Source organism: Salinicola sp. CR57, assembly GCF_003206585.1.
Taxonomy (GTDB): domain Bacteria; phylum Pseudomonadota; class Gammaproteobacteria; order Pseudomonadales; family Halomonadaceae; genus Salinicola; species Salinicola lusitanus.
The window spans coordinates 305,037-323,037 of record NZ_PZJL01000001.1; the positions used below are offsets into that span (position 1 = coordinate 305,037).

The following is an 18,001-nucleotide window of genomic DNA, read 5'->3' on the forward strand; positions in this document are numbered from 1 at the left end:
GCTGAAGATCCTTCCCGGACCCATGCCCGCCGGGAAACCCTGGTGCTTGATTCGACTAACGTTGAATTCCGCGACCGCGACGGTACCGCGATCCGATCGATGACACGCCCAGGGCGACGCTGGCGCCGAGCGCATTGGCGAGAATATCGTCCCAGTCACCGCCTTGACGCCCCGGCACGTAGAGCTGCAGGTATTCGATGGCGATACTGAATGTCACCGCCGCCAGCCAGGCCGACAGCCAGCGGCACCCGGAGAGACGCAGCCCTAGCGCCAGGCCGGCGTAGGCGATGAAGTGGTTGAACTTGTCCCAGGGCAGGTGCTGCGGCAACTCTTGAGCGGGACTCAAGCTTCCCCAGGCGATCCCCGCCGCCCAGACCAGCGTCGCCACCACCGCGGCCACTCTTGGCCAGCGCGATGGCCCAGCGTCGTCCCACTCTCGGCGGCGGCCGGCTTTCATGGCTCGTCCGCCAGTTCGCCAGGCAGCCCGCAGCGATGGCAGAGCCCGGCAGAAAGATGATTCACCCAGCGTGGATGATCCTCGAGACGCGCGGCACCAAGCGACGAGAGTCGATGCCGGTGGTTGCCGACGAGACGGTAGCCGCCATCGCGCAGAGGACGCGGGATCCAGCGCAACCACTCGAGTCGCTGCCAACCACCCCGCAGCCGGGCGGCCAGGCGCCAGACGGCATCGCTGTTACGGCGGGGTTCGCCGTCGGCGAAACACCAGATGCTGTCTGAACGCGCGAAATCGATGCCGAAATGCTCACCGAGCCGATGCGAGACCGAGCCCTCCAGCCCCGCGATGCGCAGCCGGCTGTCCGGCCTTTCGCGGGCCAGCAGCCAGCGAACCGAACGCCGGCAGAACGGGCAGTCGGCATCGAACAGCAGCAGGCCATTGCCGGCCTCGCCGCCAGCGGACTCATCGATGATAGGCGGGGCTGAGCTCATGCAGGGCATCCATGAACGCCGTGACGTGATCCGGATCGGTGAACTGACTGATGCCGTGTCCCAGGTTGAAGACATGACCTTCGCCCGGGCCGAAACTTTCGAGGATGCGGGCAACCTCCTCGCGGATCCGCGACGGCGGCGCAAACAGCACGTTGGGGTCGAGATTGCCCTGCAGCGCCACCCGTTCGCCGACGCGCCGACGGGCGTCGCTCAGCTCGGTGGTCCAGTCCAGGCCCACCGCGTCGCAGCCGCTGTCGGCGATCGACTCGAGCCACTGCCCGCCGTTCTTGGTAAACAGGATCACCGGCACCCGGCGGCCGTCGTGCTCGCGAATCAGGCCATCGACGATGCGCTGCATGTAGGCCAGGGAGAACTCGCGATAGGCCGGCGTCGACAATGACCCGCCCCAGGTGTCGAAGATCTGCACCACCTGGGCGCCGGCGCGAATCTGGGCATTCAGGTAGTCGGTGACCGCGGTGGCGAGTACGCCGAGCAACGCATGAAGGGTGTCGGGGTCGCCGTAGAGCATCGCCTTGAGGTGGCGGAAATCCTTGCTCGAGCCGCCTTCGACCATATAGGTCGCCAGCGTCCACGGGCTACCGGAAAAGCCGATAAGCGGCACCCGGCCACCGAGCTCGCGACGGATCGTGGAGACGGCGTTCATCACGTAGTCGAGATCGCGCTCGGCGTTCGGCGCGCTCAGCGCGGCCACCTCGGCGGCGGAGCGCACCGTCTTGCGGAACTTGGGGCCTTCACCTGTCTCGAAATAGAGCCCGAGACCCATGGCGTCCGGAATGGTCAGGATATCCGAGAACAGAATGGCGGCATCCAGCGGATAACGCTCGAGCGGCTGCAGCGTTACCTCGCAGGCCAGTTCGGCGTTGCGACACAGATCCATGAAACTGCCGGCGTGGGCCCGGGTCTGACGATACTCCGGCAGATAACGGCCCGCCTGTCGCATCATCCAGACCGGCGTGCGGTCCACCGGCTGGCGGGCCAACGCCCGCAGCAGGCGGTCGTTATGCAGCGCCGGCGGCTGGACAGCGTCGGAAAGCGCCTGCGACTGGGAATCACGGGACAGAGTCATGACAGCCTTTTGCGTTCGAGATTTGCCGGCATTGTAACGGATCGGCCGCCAGGCCTGTTATAATGCCGCCCTTTTTAATTGTCCGGCGCTCTCGGCCAGCATTCGACGCCGGAGCCCCTCCTACCGCGAGGTCATCGTGACGATCCGCTTCATCGCCGCATCGCAACTACCCACTCCCTGGGCGACGTTCATGCTGCACGGCTTCCAGGAAGAGGCCACCGGCAAGGAGCACGTCGTGCTCACCCTTGGCGACGTCACCACGTCGGAACCGGTGCTCGCGCGGGTGCACTCCGAATGCCTGACCGGCGATGCCCTGTTCTCGATGCGCTGCGACTGCGGCTATCAGCTTCAGGAAGCGCTCAAGCGGATCGCCGACGAGGGGCGCGGCGCCCTGCTCTACCTGCGTCAGGAAGGCCGCGGCATCGGCCTGCTCAACAAGATCCGTGCCTATGCGCTGCAGGACGATGGCGCCGACACCGTCGAAGCCAATGAGCGCCTGGGTTTCGGTGCCGACCAGCGCCGCTACGATATCTGTGTGCCGATGCTGGAACATCTGGGCATTCGGTCGCTGCGGCTGATGACCAACAACCCGCGCAAGGTCGAGGCGCTGAGCCAGGATGGCGTCGAGATCCACGAGCGCCTGCCGATCACCACCGGTCGCAACCCGTTCAACGAGCACTACCTGACCACCAAGGTCGGCAAGCTCGACCACATGATGGATCTCGACGATTTCACGCCCGCCAGCGACGTGGATATAGAACGCGACGCCTGAACGACCGCTTCCTCACCCGCGAACTTCTGCCGGCGTCATATTGGCGTCATCATGGCCACACAGACTGAACGCCGAGGTCTCGATTCAGTCACATAAGAGACAGCTTTCCGAATTCTGCCGCCGTAGTGGCAGCCGCCTCGAACAGTGAGGTCTCGAAAATCATGTCCGATCAGCCGCCAGAGTCCGCCAGCGCGCATGAACCCGACGAATTCTCCCGGTTAGAGGAGTGGTTGCACAGCATCAGCCACGGCATCGGCGCGGCGCTGAGTCTCGTCGGCATGATCGTATTGATCGTGCTCGCCAGCGTCGCCGCCCACGTCGACCCCTGGAAGATCGTCAGCGTCTCGCTCTACGGCAGTTGCCTGCTGCTGCTCTACACCACCTCGACCCTCTACCACGGCTTTCGCGGCCAGCGCCTGAAGCGCGTCTTCCAGGCCTTCGATCACTGCGCCATCTACCTGCTGATCGCCGGCACCTACACCCCCTTCCTGCTGGTCAACCTGCGCGGGCCGATGGGCTGGGCGCTGTTTGCCGTCATCTGGAGCCTGGCACTCGGCGGTATCGCGCTGCGTCTGATCTGGCCCCATCGATTCGACATACTGCGCGTGTTCATCTACCTGATCATGGGCTGGCTGATCCTGATCGCCTCCGACAGCCTCACCGCCCAGCTATCCCCCAACGGCCTCGCCCTGCTGGTGGCTGGCGGCATCACCTACACCGTGGGCGTGATCTTCTACGCCATCCGGGCAATCCCGTTCCATCACGCGATCTGGCACCTGTTCGTCATCGGTGGCAGCGTCTGTCACTTCCTGGCCGTCTACACCGCAGTGCTGCCGTTCGAGACCTGAACTGGCCTCCGGCGATCTCGCTCCAGACGCTATCAATCGCCCCCGTTACCGCCCAGCACGTCGCCTGGATTGCGCAACGGACACTGCGACAGCGACAGGCAACCGCAGCCGATACAGCCATCGAGCTGGTCGCGCAGCAGGGTGAGCTGGGCGATGCGTTCGTCCAGGGCCGCGCGCCAGCGCTCCGACAGCCGCCGCCAGTCCGCCGCCGTGGGGGTGCGCGAGTCGGGTAGCGCTGCCAGTGCCTCGCGGATTTCCGTCAGCGGCACACCGGTACGCTGGGCGATCTTGATCACCGCCACACGGCGCAGCACGTCTCGGGTATAGCGCCGCTGATTGCCGGCATTGCGCCAGCTGTGGATCAACCCCTTGGTCTCGTAGAAGTGCAGCGTCGATACCGCAACGCCGCTTCGCCGGGCCACATCACCGACGCTCAAAGCCTGTTTGGTGGCGGAGATCGCCCCCCTCCGCGGTGCTCTCGTCGTCATGTTCCACGCTTGACCTCAAGCTTGCTTGAGGAATTAGAGTGCAGCGATTCCAACCTTCTCGCAAGCGAGCGACACCATGCCATCCGATACGCCTCAACCGCCGAGCCGGGGCAGTTCTCGACACGCTCGACCGCCGCCAGCTGCCGTGGTTACCCTCGTCTCCGGCAGTTAAGCCAGGCCACGCAGGGGCCAATCGATGACTCCAGGGTAGCCGAACCGGCGTACAATCAAGGCTGCCCCCGGGCGACCGAACGACCGCGCTCGCGAGTCGTCGCCCCGATCATGAAACCAGACTCCAGGATTGCCATGTTTCGCTGGTTCGAAAACCGCCTCGATCCCTTTCCGCCCCAGGAACCTCAGCGTCCCCCCGATACCCTGGTCGCCTTCTGCCTCCACTACACCCGTGGTGCCTGGCCTTACTTGCTGACGGCGACGGCGCTGATGGCACTGATCGCTGGCATCGAGGTATGGATGTTCGGCTTTCTCGGCAACATCGTCGACTGGCTTGCCGCCCAGGATCGGGAGACGTTCCTGGCCAACCAGGGCTGGAAACTGGCCGGCATGGCCTTCGTGGTGCTGATCCTGCTGCCGGGCATGGTGTGGCTGCACTCTTTGTTCCAGCAGCAGACGATGATGGGCAACTTCCCCATGCGTATCCGCTGGCAGGCGCACCGCTACCTGCTGCGCCAGTCGATGCACTTTTACCAGGACGAGTTCGCCGGACGCATCGCCACCAAGGTGATGCAGACCTCGCTGGCCGTGCGCGAATGCGTGATCAAGCTGTTCGACGTGCTCAACTACGTCAGCGTCTATTTCCTGGGCACGCTGCTGCTGGTGGGCAATGCCGACTGGCGCCTGGCGATGCCGCTGGTGGCCTGGCTGGCCGGCTACCTGGTGCTGCTGCGGGTATTCGTGCCGATCATGGGCCGGGTGTCGAAATCCCAGGCCGACGCCCGCTCGCGCATGACCGGACGCATCGTCGACAGCTACAGCAACATTCAGACCGTCAAGCTGTTCTCCCATGCCCAGCGGGAGGCGTCGTTCGCCAAGGAGGGCATGCACGGTTTCCTGGTCACCGTTTACCGCCAGATGCGCCTGGTGACAGGGCTCTACGGAATGCTCTACCTGCTCAATGCGCTACTGCTGTTCAGTGTCGGCTGGCTCTCCATCGCGCTGTGGCTGGGGGAAGCGATCAGCGTGGGTGCCGTCGCCGTGGCGCTGGGCCTGGTGATGCGGCTGTGGGGCATGTCGCAGTGGATCATGTGGGAGGTTTCGGGCCTGTTCGAGAATATCGGCACGGTCCAGGACGGCATGGCGACGCTGTCGCTGCCGCGCCAGATCGAGGACGCACCCGAGGCCCGGCCGCTGGCCATCGATCGCGGCGAGATCGCGTTCGACCATATCCGCTTCCACTACGGCAAGGGTGGCGGCGTGATCGACGACCTGTCGCTGACCATCCGGCCCGGCGAGAAGATCGGCCTGATCGGCCCGAGCGGCGCCGGCAAGTCGACCCTGGTCAACCTGCTGCTGCGTTTCTACGAGTTGGAGGGCGGGGCCATCCGCATCGACGGCCAGGATATCGCCGAGGTCACCCAGGAGAGCCTGCGCGCCAAGATCGGCATGGTCACCCAGGACACCTCGCTGCTGCACCGCTCGGTGCGCGACAACCTGCTCTACGGTCGCCCCGACGCCAGCGACGAGATGGCCTGGCAGGCGGCGAAGCAGGCCCACGTCTCGGACTTCATCGAGTCACTGCGCGACGTTAACGGTCGAGAGGGGTTCGAGGCGCATGTCGGCGAGCGCGGGGTCAAGCTCTCGGGCGGCCAGCGCCAGCGGCTCGCCATCGCCCGGGTGATGCTCAAGGATGCGCCGATCCTGATCCTCGACGAGGCTACCTCGGCGCTGGACTCCGATGTCGAGGCGGCGATCCAGGAAAACCTCGACCAGTTGATGCGGGGCAAGACGGTGATCGCCATCGCTCACCGGCTCTCCACCATCGCGGCCATGGACCGGCTGGTGGTGATGGAGCAAGGGCGCATCGTCGAACAGGGCAGCCATGCCGAATTGATCCGCCACAACGGTCTCTACGCGCGGCTGTGGCGGCGCCAGTCCGGCGGCTTCCTGGAAGCGGAAGCCGCGCCGCCATCGACGCAGGAGGTTCGCTGAACCAGGCCGCGCGGTGGGAACCGGCGCGCGGTCAGCTCCGGGAGAACGGCAGGCCCGATACTCCCTGCAGCGCCGAGTCGCTGCGGCCAGCGTCCGGAATCACGCTGAAGGTGCCGTCGGTCTCCAGCACCACGGCATGGACGCCTTCGACGTCGGCGATGCCGTTCTCGCGGATGGCGGCGCGTACCTCGGCTTCGGCGACGCGCTCCCGGGTCATGGTCGCCTGCTGAAAACACCCCTGGAAAAGCAGCAGCGCCGGCTGCGACTTGACCAGGTTCTTGATCGCGCGGGAGCGGACGGACGTGAACGTGATCGCGAACTGCAACAGCACGATCAACAGGAAGGCAGTGATGCTTTGCGCCAGCGATACTTGCGTGGACACCAGCGCCGTCGACAGCGTCGACCCCAAGGCGATGGTGACCACGAAATCGAAGGCATTCCATTTCGATAGCGTGCGCTTGCCGGAGAGCCGGATGATGGCGATCAGGACCAGATAGCTGATGATGCCGACGACGATGGTGTGCAGGACAGGCGGCATGAACGAACTCCGTGAACGAGTGAACAGCGACCTGTCAGCCTAGGCGGCTTGTGCCGATGCCGCCAGCCGTGACGCCCCGATCCCAGCGCAAGCTCTCGATCAAGAATGACTCAGCTCACCAGCTTCAACCCCACCACTGCCGAGACGATCATCCCCACGAAGGCGAGGCGCAGCGGTCTGCGCGACTCACCCCACAGCAGCATGCCCATCAGCGTACTGCCGAGGGTGCCGATCCCGGTGAAGATGGCATAGGCCACGCCCATGTCGATCGAGCGCATGGCGATCGACAGCAGGCCCAGCGAACTGCCGAAACCGACGACGAGCAGCAGCAGGCCGTGCAGACGCTGGCCGCGATTGAGGCGATCGAAGCCGGCGACGCCGACGATCTCGAAAGCGCCCGACACCAGCAGGGCGATCCAGTGCAGTGTGGTCGGTTCCATCAGTCGCTCACCCGTTGCAATCCGATCACGCCGGTCAGCAGCAGCGCGATGAAGGCCAGGACCGGCCAGTGAAACGCCACGCCGAACAGCAGCCAGTCGGCGACGGCCGTGCCCGCCGCGCCCAGGCCGACGAAGACCGTATAGACGGTGCTGGTGGGCATGTAGCGCACCGCCCGCGAGGCCAGCCACAGGCTGGTGACCGCGAGCACGACGGTGAGCACCCAGTCCGGCACGGTTTCGGCATGCTTCAGGCCGGCTGCCCAGCCGACCTCGGCCAGGCCCGCCAGCGGCAGGATAATCCACTGCGGTCGCATCATGACTTGCACCCATCGGCAAAGAATGACTAACTAACGGTCGTTAGTTTATTTCGCCCCATCAAACTTGGCAAGCTACGCTCTCTGTCCCAATGGAAGACGACCCTTGAAGACCCGCGACCGCCTCAAGCAGATCGGCCTCTCGCTGTTCGCTCGCCACGGCTACGAAGCCACGACGCTGGCCCAGATCGCCTCCGCAGCGGGCATCAAGAAGCCCTCGATCTACAATCACTTCGACAGCAAGGCCGCGCTGTTCCTGGAGCTGTCCCGCGATGCCGACGACGACATGATCGCGCTGATCGACGCCAGCCTGGCCGAGATGGTGGACGCCCCGTTCGAACAGCGGCTACGACACCTGCTGCAGCAGTGCGCCACGTTCGCTTATCGTGAGCATCAAGGCGTTTTCTACAAGCGCTTCCTGCTGTTTCCTCCCCACGACCTCGTCGACGAGACCGAGGCGATCACCGAGCAGGGCGAATCACGAATCGATCGGCGCCTGCTCGCCTTCGTCCAGGCAGGACACCGAACCGGCGCCCTGCGCGAGACCTTGGCTTACGATCACTTCGTCGCCGCCTTCTACTGCGTCGTCGATGGGCTGCTATCGGAAACCTTCATGTATGAAAGGCCTGAACTGGAGCGCCGGTTCGAAGGCGTCTGGTCGGTATTCTGGGCGGGCGTGAAGGCGGCCTGATCAGCCTTCGGGCTTGCGATACGCTTGATAGCAGTGCTGGTTGCGCTCTAGGGCAACCAGCGAGTGGGTGTCGAGGCCGGGAATGTCGGCGATCTCCAATCCATCCAGCGCGGCGATGGAGTCGGGCGGGCAGTCGTTACGCGGCGGTACGTCGTTCCACCCCAGCAGGAACAGGCCGCCGGGCCTGAGGCATGCCGCCGCACCAGCAAAAGCCGTTTCCACCGCGTCGGGCTCGTCCAGCCCCCATCCCAGTACACCGTTGCAGATGACCGCATCGAGGCTTGCCGGAGCGATGTGCTCGGTAATGTCGGTCATGTTGGCGACGATGTGCGGGTCACCACCGAAAGCCGCCTTGGCAGGATCGATCTCCATGGTCATCACCCGCTTGCGCGGCAGCAGCGCCGGATAGTGGCGGGTATACCAGGCACACCCGACGAGCAGCAAAGACTCCACCGCCGGGTCGCGGTCGAGCGCGGGCAACACCACGTCCTCGAGCAGTCTTCGGTCGCCGTAGCGGTAACGCAGTATCCATCCACTCTTGTCGATCGTGCCCAGCATGCGGGCGGCAGTGCGGTAGAGATCGGCCTTCGCTGGCATCCAGTCACGTCCCTGTGGTGGGAGTCTCGGCGTTCGAACCTCTATCTAAGCGTGTTACCTGCCACGAGACAATAGCGACCGATATCGGCGCGAGACGGCTTCAGCCCGCGCGCTGCTCCCGTGTCTTCTTGATCAGATCGTAGGCGTTGCTGATCTCGCTGGTCCGCTCCTTGGCCATCTCGCGCATGCTCTCCGGCAACCCCTTGCCGGCCAGCTTGTCGGGATGGTTCTCGCTCATCAGCTTGCGATAGGCGCGCTTGAGCTCGGCGTCGGAGGCGTCCTCGGAGACGCCCAGCACGCGATAGGCGTCCTCCAGCGACTTACCGCTGCTCGCCCCGCCGGCACCCTGCTGGGCGCCACCGCGCAACATCGCTTCGATCTGCTGGATCTCCGCTTCGGAGAAGCCGAGACCCCGGGCCACGCGAAGCAGCATGTCGTGCTCGGCGGGGTGCATCTGGCCGTCGGCGGCGATCGCCGCCAGCTGCACCTGCAAGAACACCTGCAGCAGCGCGCGCTGGCCACCGGTGACGCGGCGTACCGTTTCCACCTCGGCGTCGAGGTCGAACTCCGGCGACTTGCCGCGATTGAAGGCCGCCTTGGCCCGCTCGCGCATCTGTCCGCTCAGATTGAGACGATCGAACAGCATCTCGGCGGTGCGGATCTCGTCCTGGGTGATATGGCCGTCGACCTTGCACACGCAACCCATCACCGCGAAGGTCGACTCCAGGAACTGGTGCTGGATATTGACGACGCGCCCCACCAGCGAGCTGCGCAGCTTGCGGCTGATCCACCAGCCGATGGCGGCACCGATCAGAAGGCCCGGCAGCTTGCCGAAGAGATAGCCGATGACGGCGCCGATCAGAATGGCAATTGACATGAAAGTCCTATCGGTCGTTGTTGGTGTTCAAGCGTAGGCGGATGGCGGCCTCGATTCCCGTGGCGTCCAGGCCGCAATCGCGCAGTAGCTCGGCGGGCTTGCCATGTTCGACGAAAGCATCGGGAATGCCCAGGTTGAGCACCTGGACCTCGACGCCTTCCGCCGCCAGCAGTTCGTTGACGCCGCTGCCAGCGCCGCCGGCCACCACGTTCTCCTCCAGCGTCACCAGCAGGTCGTGATCCCGTGCGGCCGCCAGGATCGCCTCCCGATCCAGCGGCTTGACCGAGCGCATGTTGAGGTGTGTCGCGTCGAGATGCTCGGCGACCTCGGCCGCCGGCGTGTTGAGACTGCCGAAGGCCAACAGCGCAACGCGTTTCTCCGATGCGGTCGAATCACGCCGCCGTTCGGCCTTGCCGATCGGCACCCTAGCGGCCAGATCCGTCGGCAGCTCGCTGCCGGGACCGGTACCGCGCGGATAGCGCACCGCGGCGGGGCCGGGGTGATGGTAGGCGGTCGACAGCATCGCCCGGCACTCGGCCTCGTCCGCCGGCGCCAGGATGATCATGTCCGGCACGCAGCGCAGGTAGGAGAGATCCAGGGCACCGTGATGGGTGGGGCCATCCTCGCCGACGAGACCGGCGCGATCGATGGCAAAGGTCACATCGAGGTGCTGGACGGCAACATCGTGAATCAGCTGATCGTAGCCGCGCTGCAGGAAGGTCGAGTAGATCGCGACGACCGGCTTCATCGCCTCGCAGGCCATGCCGGCCGCCAGCGTCACCGCATGCTGCTCGGCGATCGCCACGTCGTAGTAACGCTCTGGATAGGTCTGCGAGAAGCGGATCAGGTCGGAGCCTTCGCGCATCGCGGGCGTGATCCCGATCAGTCTCGGATCCTCGGCCGCCATGTCGCACAGCCAGTCGCCGAAGACGTTGCAATACTTTCTCGGCTTCGGACGCGGGGTCGAGTGCGCCGACGCCCCGGCAGCGCTCATGGCAGCCGCCGGCGGCGTGATGGCATCCACTTGCGGCGGCGGCGGTGGCGTCTTTTCCAGCTTGGTGATCGCATGAAAGCCGATCGGGTCGGCTTCCGCCGGACGAAAGCCACGCCCCTTGCGGGTGCGGACGTGGAGAAACTGCGGGCCGTCGAGATCACGCACGGTCTCCAGCGCCTGGTTCAACGCCGCCAGATCGTGGCCGTCAATCGGCCCGAGATAGTTGAAGCCCATCTCCTCGAACAGCGTCGCCGGGCTGATCATGCCCTTGACGTGCTCTTCGGTACGCCGGGCGAGCTCCAGCGCGCCGGGTAGATGGGACAGGACCCGCTTGCCGTTCTCGCGCATGGCGGTGTAGGGCTTGCTGGTCAGGATCCGGGTCAGGTAGCTCGCCATGCCACCGACGTTTTCCGAGATCGACATCTCGTTGTCGTTGAGCACGACCAGCAGGTTGGCGTTGACGTGGCCGGCGTGGGCCAGCGCCTCGAACGCCATGCCGGCGGTCAGCGCGCCGTCGCCGATCACCGCGCAGACGCGACGTTTCTCGCCCTTGGTCCGGGCGCTCAGCGCCATGCCCAGCGCTGCCGAGATCGAGGTGCTCGAATGGCCGACGCCGAAGGTGTCGAACGGCGACTCTTCACGCCGCGGGAACGCCGCCAGGCCGCCATACTGGCGGATGCTCGCCAGCGCCTCGCGGCGTCCGGTCAGAATCTTGTGCGGATAGGCCTGATGGCCGACGTCCCACAGTAAGCGATCGTGAGGTGTTTCCAGCGCGCGGTGCAGCGCCACGGTCAACTCGACGACGCCGAGGCCGGCACCGAAATGGCCGCCACTGCAGCCTACGCTGTAGAGCAGGTAGGCGCGCAGCTCGTCGGCGACCTGTCGCTGCTGGGTCAGCGACAGCGTGCGCAGGCCCGCAGGCGACTCGAGCGTGTCGAGCAGCGGGGTGAATGGGCGCCGAGTGGGGATTTCATCGAACAGCTTCATAAAATGTCGTTACCGGGTCAGTGATCGCGATCGATCATGAAACGGGCCAGAGCCGCCAGTGGCAGGCCTGCCTCGCCCAGCGGCTGCAGGGCCTCGAGCGCCTCGTCGAGAAGGTGGAGCGCGCGCTCACGGGCCTGTGCGACACCGAGAAGAGCAGGATAGGTCGGTTTGTCGCGGCGCGCGTCGGCGCCGGAGGTCTTGCCCAGCGTCCGGGTGTCGCCGGTGACGTCGAGCACGTCGTCGTGAATCTGGAACGCCAGCCCCATCGCCGCGGCGTAATTGTCCAGCGCCACCACCCTGGGATCGGACTCCTCGACCGCGACCAGCGCGCCCAGGCGCACGGCGGCACGGATCAACGCCCCCGTCTTGTGCTGGTGCATCATTTGCAGTGCCGCGAGATCCATCGGGGCGCCGACGGCACCGAGATCGATCGCCTGCCCCGCCGCCATGCCATCCCGACCGGCGGCCCGGGCGAGCGTGGTGATCAGCGCCGCCAGCCGCGGGTGCGGCCTGGAGGCGAGCGCCTCGAACGCCAGTGTCTGCAGCGCATCGCCGGCCAGAATGGCCAGCGGCTCGTCGAAGGCGCGATGGACCGTCGGTCGGCCGCGGCGGAGGTCGTCGTCGTCCATCGCCGGCAGATCGTCGTGAACCAGCGAATAGGCATGGATCATCTCGATCGCCGCCGCCGGCGCATCCAGCGTGTCGTCCTCGGCCCCGAGCGCACGGCCGGCGAGATAGACCAGCACCGGACGCAGCCGCTTGCCGGACCCCAGCACGCTGTACCGGAGTGCATCGTCGAGGGTGGCGCAACTGCCGTTCTGGCGATCGAGCCAGCCGGTCAACACGCGCTCGCTACGTGACCGCGCCGCGTCGATCACCGCCGCGACGCCGGGTTGATCAGCGCTCATGGTCCGGCTCCCGGGTCTCGAACGGCACGGGCTGCAGGCTGCCATCGCCCTGCTCGAGCAGGGCCTGGACCTTGAGCTCGGCACTGTCGAGGCGGTGCTGGGCATCTCGTGTCAGCCGGACGCCACGCTCGAACGCGCTCAACGAGGCTTCCAGCGTCAGTTCGCCGGATTCGAGCTGAGCCACCAGCGTCTCGAGCCGATCCAGCGTCGCGGCGAAGTCCTTGGGGTCGTCCTGGGAAACGTCCTTGTCAGCCATCTTGTCGGGCATGGGGCTCTCGTGTCATCGCTCGCGGCCATCCAGATGGCGCCGGGAGCTCTCATCGAGGCGCGAACGTCCGGATAACGCCACGCCAGTTCGGAAACGGCTTCCCAGTATACACCGCCGCCCGGGGGGGGCGTCTGCCCCCGGCGGCAAATCCGGCCCGACGCCCTCGCGACCGCCCAGGCAGGGCTCGGCAGCGCACTTGGCAATGCATGCGCTTCACGTCGAAGCCGCGTCATTTTCATCGTGCCCGGCGGTGCCTGTGTTAAGCTATGCGCCCGCTGGCGCCACCGAGTCGGGGGCTCCCCGCCCTGGTTCGCCAGATCTTCCCATGAATGCGACGCCGCTCGTCATGCCACCGTCGCCACAAGCCGATGAAGAAGGGTTGATCCACCAATGGCCAAGACGTCTCTGGACAAGAGCAAGATCAAGATCCTCCTGCTCGAGGGCATTCATCAGTCCGCCGTGGACACGCTGCTGAACGCGGGTTACACCAGTATCGAGACGCTCTCCACGTCGCTGACCGAAGAGGATCTGATCGACAAGATCCGCGACGTGCACTTCATCGGCATTCGCTCCCGGACGCAGCTCACCGAGCGGGTCTTCGCCGCGGCGGAAAGGCTGACCGCCGTCGGCTGTTTCTGCATCGGCACCAATCAGGTCGATCTCGATGCGGCGCTCAAGCGCGCCATCCCGGTATTCAATGCGCCCTACTCCAACACCCGCTCGGTGGCGGAGCTGGTCCTGGCCGAGACGATCATGCTGCTGCGCGGCATTCCCGAGAAGAATGCCCGCGCCCACCAGGGCGGCTGGCTCAAGTCGGCCAAGAACTCCCACGAGGCGCGCGGCAAGACACTGGGGATCATCGGCTACGGCAGCATCGGGGCCCAGCTCTCCGTGCTCGCCGAAGGGCTCGGCTTCGACGTGCTCTACTACGATGTGGTGACCAAGCTGGCCATGGGCAATGCGCGCCAGGTGGGCAGCCTGGAAGAGCTGCTCGCCCGCGCCGACGTGGTCACGCTGCACGTGCCGGACCTGCCCTCCACCCGCTGGATGATCGGTACCGAACAGATCGCGCTGATGAAGCAGGGCGGTATTCTGATCAACGCCTCGCGCGGTTCGGTCGTGGATATCGACGCGCTGGCCGAGTCGCTCAAAAGCGGCAAGCTGCTGGGCGCGGCGATCGACGTCTTCCCGGTCGAACCCAAGGGTGCCGACGAGGAGTTCACCTCGCCGCTACGCGGGCTCGACAACGTGATCCTGACGCCGCACATCGGTGGCTCGACCCTGGAAGCCCAGCAGAACATCGGCATCGAGGTCGCCGAGAAGCTGGTCACCTACTCCGACAACGGCACCACCATCACCTCGGTCAACTTCCCCGAAGTGGCGCTGCCGTCGCATCCGGACAAGCACCGCCTGCTGCATATCCACGAGAACGTGCCCGGCGTGCTCTTCGAGATCAACCGTGTGCTCTCCGAGAACGGCATCAATATTGCCGGCCAGTTCCTGCAGACCAACGACAAGGTCGGCTACGTCGTCATCGACGTCGACAAGGCCTACGGCAAGCAGGCGCTGGAAGCGCTCAAGCAGGTGAACCACACCCTGCGCCTGCGGGTGCTCTACTCCGAGAGCGACTATCAGGCCTGATAGCCGCCGCGATGCGCCGTCGACCGACAAGCCGCCCGCGGGCGGCTTGTTGCGTCAGGTCTCGACAATCATCGCCGCCTAGGGCAGTTCGCCAGTACCATTCTGGCCGCGGGAGGCGTCTGCCGGGTTGCTGGTCGGCCCTTCCTGGGGTACGCCGGGCTTCACCTCGCGATGGCCATCGTTGTAGCGGTTGAACGTGCAGCCGCTGACGAGGGAGAGCAGGACCAGGGCTCCGACAAACGGGACGAGAGTGCGCATAACGGTTCCTTGAATCATCGATGATGGCGGCGATACGCTGTCGCCGCTCTGGTATTTTCCACCTCGTGGCATCGGCCAGCGATGCCTTAGAAGTCGACTCCGATACCAGCATAGACCGTTCGCCCCGGTGCCGGCTCGAAATAGCGGTCGTTACTGGCATTGATACGCACGTTGGCGTAATGCTCGACGTCGAACAGGTTGCGAATGCCACCGTAGAGCTTGAGCACGGTATCGCCGCCCAGACGCCAGCCATCCCCCCCACGCAGGTTGACCAGCCAGTAGTCGCCGACGTGAACGTCGCCGGCGTTGTCGGCCACCATATCGCCGACGTACTGCGTCTCGAGCGCCGCGAAGCGCCGATCCAGCCCCTGCCAGGTCAATCGATTGACCCAGGTCTGCTCCGGCAGGCCGGGGATACGATTACCACCGTAGTCGACCGCGTCGCTGTCGTAGCTGTCGAACTCGTAGCGGGCCAGCGTCAAGGCGCTGTCGACTCGCCAGCTCGGATCGAACTGCCAGCCGAGCGCGACCTCGAGTCCGTCACGATCGCTGTCGCCGGCGTTCTCGTAGAAGGTGCGTCCATCATCGCCCTCGTAGGGCACCAGCTCGTCGCGCACGCGCACCGAGAACAACGCCACGTCGTAGTCGAGACCGTTGTCGAAATTGCCGCGCAGGCCGATCTCGCGATTCCAGGATCTCTGCGGCTCGATATCCGGATTGAAACCACCGATGCCGGCAGGGTTGGCGAACTCGGAGAAGGTTGGCGTCTCGTAGGCGGTACCGGTATTGACGTAGACCTGATGGTTGCGGCGATAGCGATAGCTCAACCCGGCCGAGCCGCTCCATTGATGGAAAGTCCGATCGCCGCCGTTGTCACCGTCACTGAGATAGTCGTCATCGATATCGAGATCGACCCGGTCGTAGCGCCCTCCCAGCGACAGCGTCCAGCGCTCGGTGAGATCGAGGTCGCCCTGCAGGAAGGTGCCGACCGAAGTGGCCGTCTGGGTCTCATCGGCGACCTTGCCGGTGACATCGCCATTGAAGGCGACGTTCTTGCGTCCGCGATCGTCTTGCTGACGCGCCAGGTCGAGCCCCGCCACATAGCGCAGCGGCATGTCGCCCACGTCGAGCGTCTGGTGATACTCGGCGCTGGCGCCATAGTAGTCGCGCTGATAGTCGATCAGGCTATCGCCGGGGTAAGGCAACTGCTGTTCGAAATCCCGCTTGAGATAGAACCCCTTGAGGTAGAACTCCCCCGGACCGGCCGACAGATCCTCGTACTGCAGGCCTAGCACCTGCTGATCGACCGACTGGCCGGTGTCGTAAGCCTCGGTAAAACGCCCTGCCTGATCGCGATCCTCGTGGACCTGCTCGCGGGTCAAGCCGCCCGGATCTTCCGAGCGAGGGTTGTCGAGCAGGTTGACGATCGCCGTCAGCGCACGGTCGCTGCCCAGCTCGCGGCGCAACTTGGCGTTGAGCAGATACTTCTCGGTCGAACTGTGATCGCGATAGCCATCGACATTGAGCGCCGACACGCTGACGTGGTGGGACCACGGCCCGTTCACCCCGCCGTTGCTGACCGCGTACTTCTGATAACCGTCACTGCCGCCTTCCACCCGAATGTGGCTACCCGGGTCATCGCTGCCATTGGCGGTCGTCACGCTGATCACGCCGCCGGCGGCGTTACCGTACTGGACGGCCGCAGGACCGCGAATCACCTCGATGCGCTCGGCGCTGTCGAGATCGATGGCATCGAGCTGGGCCTGACCGTCCGGCAGCGTGTAGGGAATACCATCGACAACGACGGTGATCCCGCGCACACCGAAGGGCGCACGGGCGCCGAAGCCGCGGATGGAGATTCGCTGCCCCTGGGCGAAATTGTCGCGATTCTGCAGAAAGAGACCGGGGACCGTGACCAACGATTCGTCCAGGCGGACACGCTGCTGGCCCTGCTGGATCTCGTCACGATCGACCACCGAGACCGCGGCAGGCGTCGCGTAAAGCTCACGGGCAAGCCGTGGCGCAGTGATCTCGATCACCGGCTGCGCCTGGGGCTGCGCGCCGGACGAGGACGTTGCCGGCGCGGGCTGCGCCAGCACGACGCCGGGCATGGCGGCGCCGAGAGTCAGCGCCGTCGAGAGATAACGGAATGTCATGGCGTTCCCTGCAATCAGAATGTCACCGCTTTTCCCGCGGCTTGAATCACGAGCTGGCGTGAGAAGCTCCATTCTTGCGTCTCCAGCCCGCCCCCGCAAGGCGATCCGCCCTGGCCGGGATTGGCGGGAACCGACAAGCTCGACCATGCTGGAGGCGCGAACTCGGTATCCCTTCGCACCCATCCCGCATTAGGCAAGGAGGCTTGATCATGGATCTGGCGATTCGCGGTAAAACGGCGCTGATCACGGGCGCTCAGGGCGGTATCGGTCTGGCTACGGCCAAATCGCTCGCCGCCGAAGGCGTCAACCTGGTTCTCAGCGATCTCGATTCGGAGGCGCTCTCCAGCGCTGCCGCCGAGCTCGGTGGCGACCCGCTCTGCATCGTGGCGGACGTCACCGATCAGGCCGAAATCGATGCGCTGGTTCGCCAGGGCGTCGAGCGCTTCGGCGCGATCGATATCGTCGTCCATACGGCAGGCGTCACCGGGGCCAAGGGCGACCCGCTGGAACTCAGCGACGAGGATTACGAACACGCCTGGCAAATCGACTTCTTCTCGGCGGTCCGGGTGGCGCGAGCGACCATCCCGCCGATGCGCGACCGCGGCTGGGGGCGCTTCATCTGCCTGACCTCGGAAAACACCATCCAGCCCTACTGGGAGGAGGCGGTCTACAATACCGCCAAGGCGGCGCTCAGCACATTCGTCAAGAATCTCTCCTACAAGGAAGCCGCCAATGGGGTGCTGTGCAACACGGTTGCGCCAGCTTTCGTCGCCTCGCCGATGACCGACGGCATGATGAAGCAGCGCGCCGAAGCGCTCGGCTGCACCTTCGAGGAAGCGATCGAGAGCTTTCTGGAGGAGGAGCGCCCCGGGATCGTCGCCAAGCGCCGCGGCGAAGCCGACGAGGTGGCCTTCGTCATCACCATGCTGGTGTCGCAGCACGCCTCGTTCGTCAACGGCAGCAACGTGAGGGTCGACGGCGGCTCGGTCATCTCGGTCCAGAATTGAGTCGAATCGCGCCCCA

Annotated in this window: 20 protein-coding genes; 6 read left to right on the plus strand and 14 right to left on the minus strand. The window is 65.4% G+C overall.

Translation table 11 applies throughout. The features are described from left to right. Window positions 1–55 precede the first annotated feature (55 nt). From DOM56_RS01420 to hemE, 3 genes are read right to left on the minus strand one after another with little or no spacing between them, the layout of a single operon-like run. On the minus strand, window positions 56–457 hold the full coding sequence (locus tag DOM56_RS01420; protein ID WP_110707163.1) for a VanZ family protein: 402 nt from the start codon (window positions 455–457) through the stop codon (window positions 56–58). Continuing rightward, entirely contained in the window at window positions 454–948 is a 495-nt protein-coding gene (locus DOM56_RS01425) for a DCC1-like thiol-disulfide oxidoreductase family protein (RefSeq protein ID WP_157958134.1), read from the minus strand. The genes DOM56_RS01420 and DOM56_RS01425 overlap by 4 nt, the downstream gene beginning before the upstream one ends. Beyond that, complete coding sequence (gene hemE / locus DOM56_RS01430; protein ID WP_110707165.1) at window positions 920–2,035, minus strand: uroporphyrinogen decarboxylase; 1,116 nt, start codon at window positions 2,033–2,035, stop codon at window positions 920–922. The genes DOM56_RS01425 and hemE overlap by 29 nt, the downstream gene beginning before the upstream one ends. A 136-nt stretch (window positions 2,036–2,171) precedes the next feature. Here hemE and ribA point away from each other — a divergent pair, with 136 nt between their 5' ends. After that, window positions 2,172–2,807: a GTP cyclohydrolase II gene (gene ribA / locus DOM56_RS01435; protein WP_110602060.1), complete on the plus strand. Its 636-nt coding sequence runs from the start codon at window positions 2,172–2,174 to the stop codon at window positions 2,805–2,807. 161 nt (window positions 2,808–2,968) lie between these two features. After that, window positions 2,969–3,655 carry a hemolysin III family protein gene (locus tag DOM56_RS01440; protein WP_110707166.1) on the plus strand — a complete coding sequence of 229 codons (687 nt, stop codon included), beginning with the start codon at window positions 2,969–2,971 and terminating at the stop codon, window positions 3,653–3,655. 32 nt (window positions 3,656–3,687) lie between these two features. Here DOM56_RS01440 and soxR read toward each other — a convergent pair whose 3' ends face one another. Continuing rightward, complete coding sequence (soxR, locus tag DOM56_RS01445; RefSeq protein ID WP_110707167.1) at window positions 3,688–4,143, minus strand: redox-sensitive transcriptional activator SoxR; 456 nt, start codon at window positions 4,141–4,143, stop codon at window positions 3,688–3,690. 306 nt (window positions 4,144–4,449) lie between these two features. Here soxR and DOM56_RS01450 point away from each other — a divergent pair, with 306 nt between their 5' ends. Then, on the plus strand, window positions 4,450–6,309 hold the full coding sequence (locus DOM56_RS01450) for an ABC transporter ATP-binding protein (protein ID WP_110707168.1): 1,860 nt from the start codon (window positions 4,450–4,452) through the stop codon (window positions 6,307–6,309). A 31-nt stretch (window positions 6,310–6,340) separates the two neighbouring features. On the opposite strand, the gene DOM56_RS01455 is transcribed toward DOM56_RS01450, so the two are convergent. From DOM56_RS01455 to DOM56_RS01465, 3 genes are all read right to left on the minus strand, one after another. After that, window positions 6,341–6,847, minus strand: coding sequence for a YetF domain-containing protein (locus DOM56_RS01455; RefSeq protein ID WP_110707169.1), 507 nt, complete (start codon window positions 6,845–6,847; stop codon window positions 6,341–6,343). Between the two features lie 110 nt (window positions 6,848–6,957). Further along, complete coding sequence (locus DOM56_RS01460; RefSeq protein ID WP_198655632.1) at window positions 6,958–7,287, minus strand: multidrug efflux SMR transporter; 330 nt, start codon at window positions 7,285–7,287, stop codon at window positions 6,958–6,960. Further along, entirely contained in the window at window positions 7,287–7,604 is a 318-nt protein-coding gene (locus DOM56_RS01465; RefSeq protein ID WP_110602051.1) for an SMR family transporter, read from the minus strand. The genes DOM56_RS01460 and DOM56_RS01465 overlap by 1 nt, the downstream gene beginning before the upstream one ends. A gap of 103 nt (window positions 7,605–7,707) precedes the next feature. On the opposite strand from DOM56_RS01465, the gene DOM56_RS01470 reads away from it, so the two are divergent. Continuing rightward, window positions 7,708–8,292 carry a TetR/AcrR family transcriptional regulator gene (locus DOM56_RS01470; protein WP_157958135.1) on the plus strand — a complete coding sequence of 195 codons (585 nt, stop codon included), beginning with the start codon at window positions 7,708–7,710 and terminating at the stop codon, window positions 8,290–8,292. Here DOM56_RS01470 and DOM56_RS01475 read toward each other — a convergent pair whose 3' ends face one another. From DOM56_RS01475 to DOM56_RS01495, 5 genes are all read right to left on the minus strand, one after another. Then, complete coding sequence (locus DOM56_RS01475) at window positions 8,293–8,889, minus strand: class I SAM-dependent methyltransferase (protein ID WP_110707171.1); 597 nt, start codon at window positions 8,887–8,889, stop codon at window positions 8,293–8,295. Between the two features lie 100 nt (window positions 8,890–8,989). After that, complete coding sequence (gene djlA, locus DOM56_RS01480; protein WP_110707172.1) at window positions 8,990–9,766, minus strand: co-chaperone DjlA; 777 nt, start codon at window positions 9,764–9,766, stop codon at window positions 8,990–8,992. Between the two features lie 7 nt (window positions 9,767–9,773). Then, window positions 9,774–11,747 carry a 1-deoxy-D-xylulose-5-phosphate synthase gene (gene dxs / locus DOM56_RS01485; protein ID WP_110707173.1) on the minus strand — a complete coding sequence of 658 codons (1,974 nt, stop codon included), beginning with the start codon at window positions 11,745–11,747 and terminating at the stop codon, window positions 9,774–9,776. 17 nt (window positions 11,748–11,764) lie between these two features. Next, complete coding sequence (locus DOM56_RS01490; protein ID WP_110707174.1) at window positions 11,765–12,655, minus strand: farnesyl diphosphate synthase; 891 nt, start codon at window positions 12,653–12,655, stop codon at window positions 11,765–11,767. Further along, window positions 12,645–12,923 (minus strand): exodeoxyribonuclease VII small subunit, encoded by a 279-nt coding sequence (locus DOM56_RS01495; RefSeq protein WP_232822127.1) that lies wholly within the window; start codon window positions 12,921–12,923, stop codon window positions 12,645–12,647. Before DOM56_RS01495 ends, DOM56_RS01490 begins: the two co-directional genes overlap by 11 nt. Window positions 12,924–13,313: 390 nt before the next feature. Between DOM56_RS01495 and serA the strand changes: the two genes are divergently transcribed. Further along, window positions 13,314–14,564, plus strand: a complete 1,251-nt coding sequence (gene serA, locus DOM56_RS01500) for a phosphoglycerate dehydrogenase (protein ID WP_110707175.1) — start codon at window positions 13,314–13,316, stop codon at window positions 14,562–14,564. A gap of 78 nt (window positions 14,565–14,642) precedes the next feature. Here serA and DOM56_RS01505 read toward each other — a convergent pair whose 3' ends face one another. Both DOM56_RS01505 and DOM56_RS01510 read right to left on the minus strand, forming a co-directional pair. After that, window positions 14,643–14,822: a hypothetical protein gene (locus tag DOM56_RS01505; RefSeq protein WP_110707176.1), complete on the minus strand. Its 180-nt coding sequence runs from the start codon at window positions 14,820–14,822 to the stop codon at window positions 14,643–14,645. A gap of 86 nt (window positions 14,823–14,908) precedes the next feature. Then, entirely contained in the window at window positions 14,909–16,978 is a 2,070-nt protein-coding gene (locus DOM56_RS01510; RefSeq protein WP_110707177.1) for a TonB-dependent receptor, read from the minus strand. A gap of 209 nt (window positions 16,979–17,187) precedes the next feature. Here DOM56_RS01510 and DOM56_RS01515 point away from each other — a divergent pair, with 209 nt between their 5' ends. Further along, window positions 17,188–17,985 carry an SDR family oxidoreductase gene (locus tag DOM56_RS01515; RefSeq protein ID WP_110707178.1) on the plus strand — a complete coding sequence of 266 codons (798 nt, stop codon included), beginning with the start codon at window positions 17,188–17,190 and terminating at the stop codon, window positions 17,983–17,985. Window positions 17,986–18,001 lie beyond the last annotated feature (16 nt).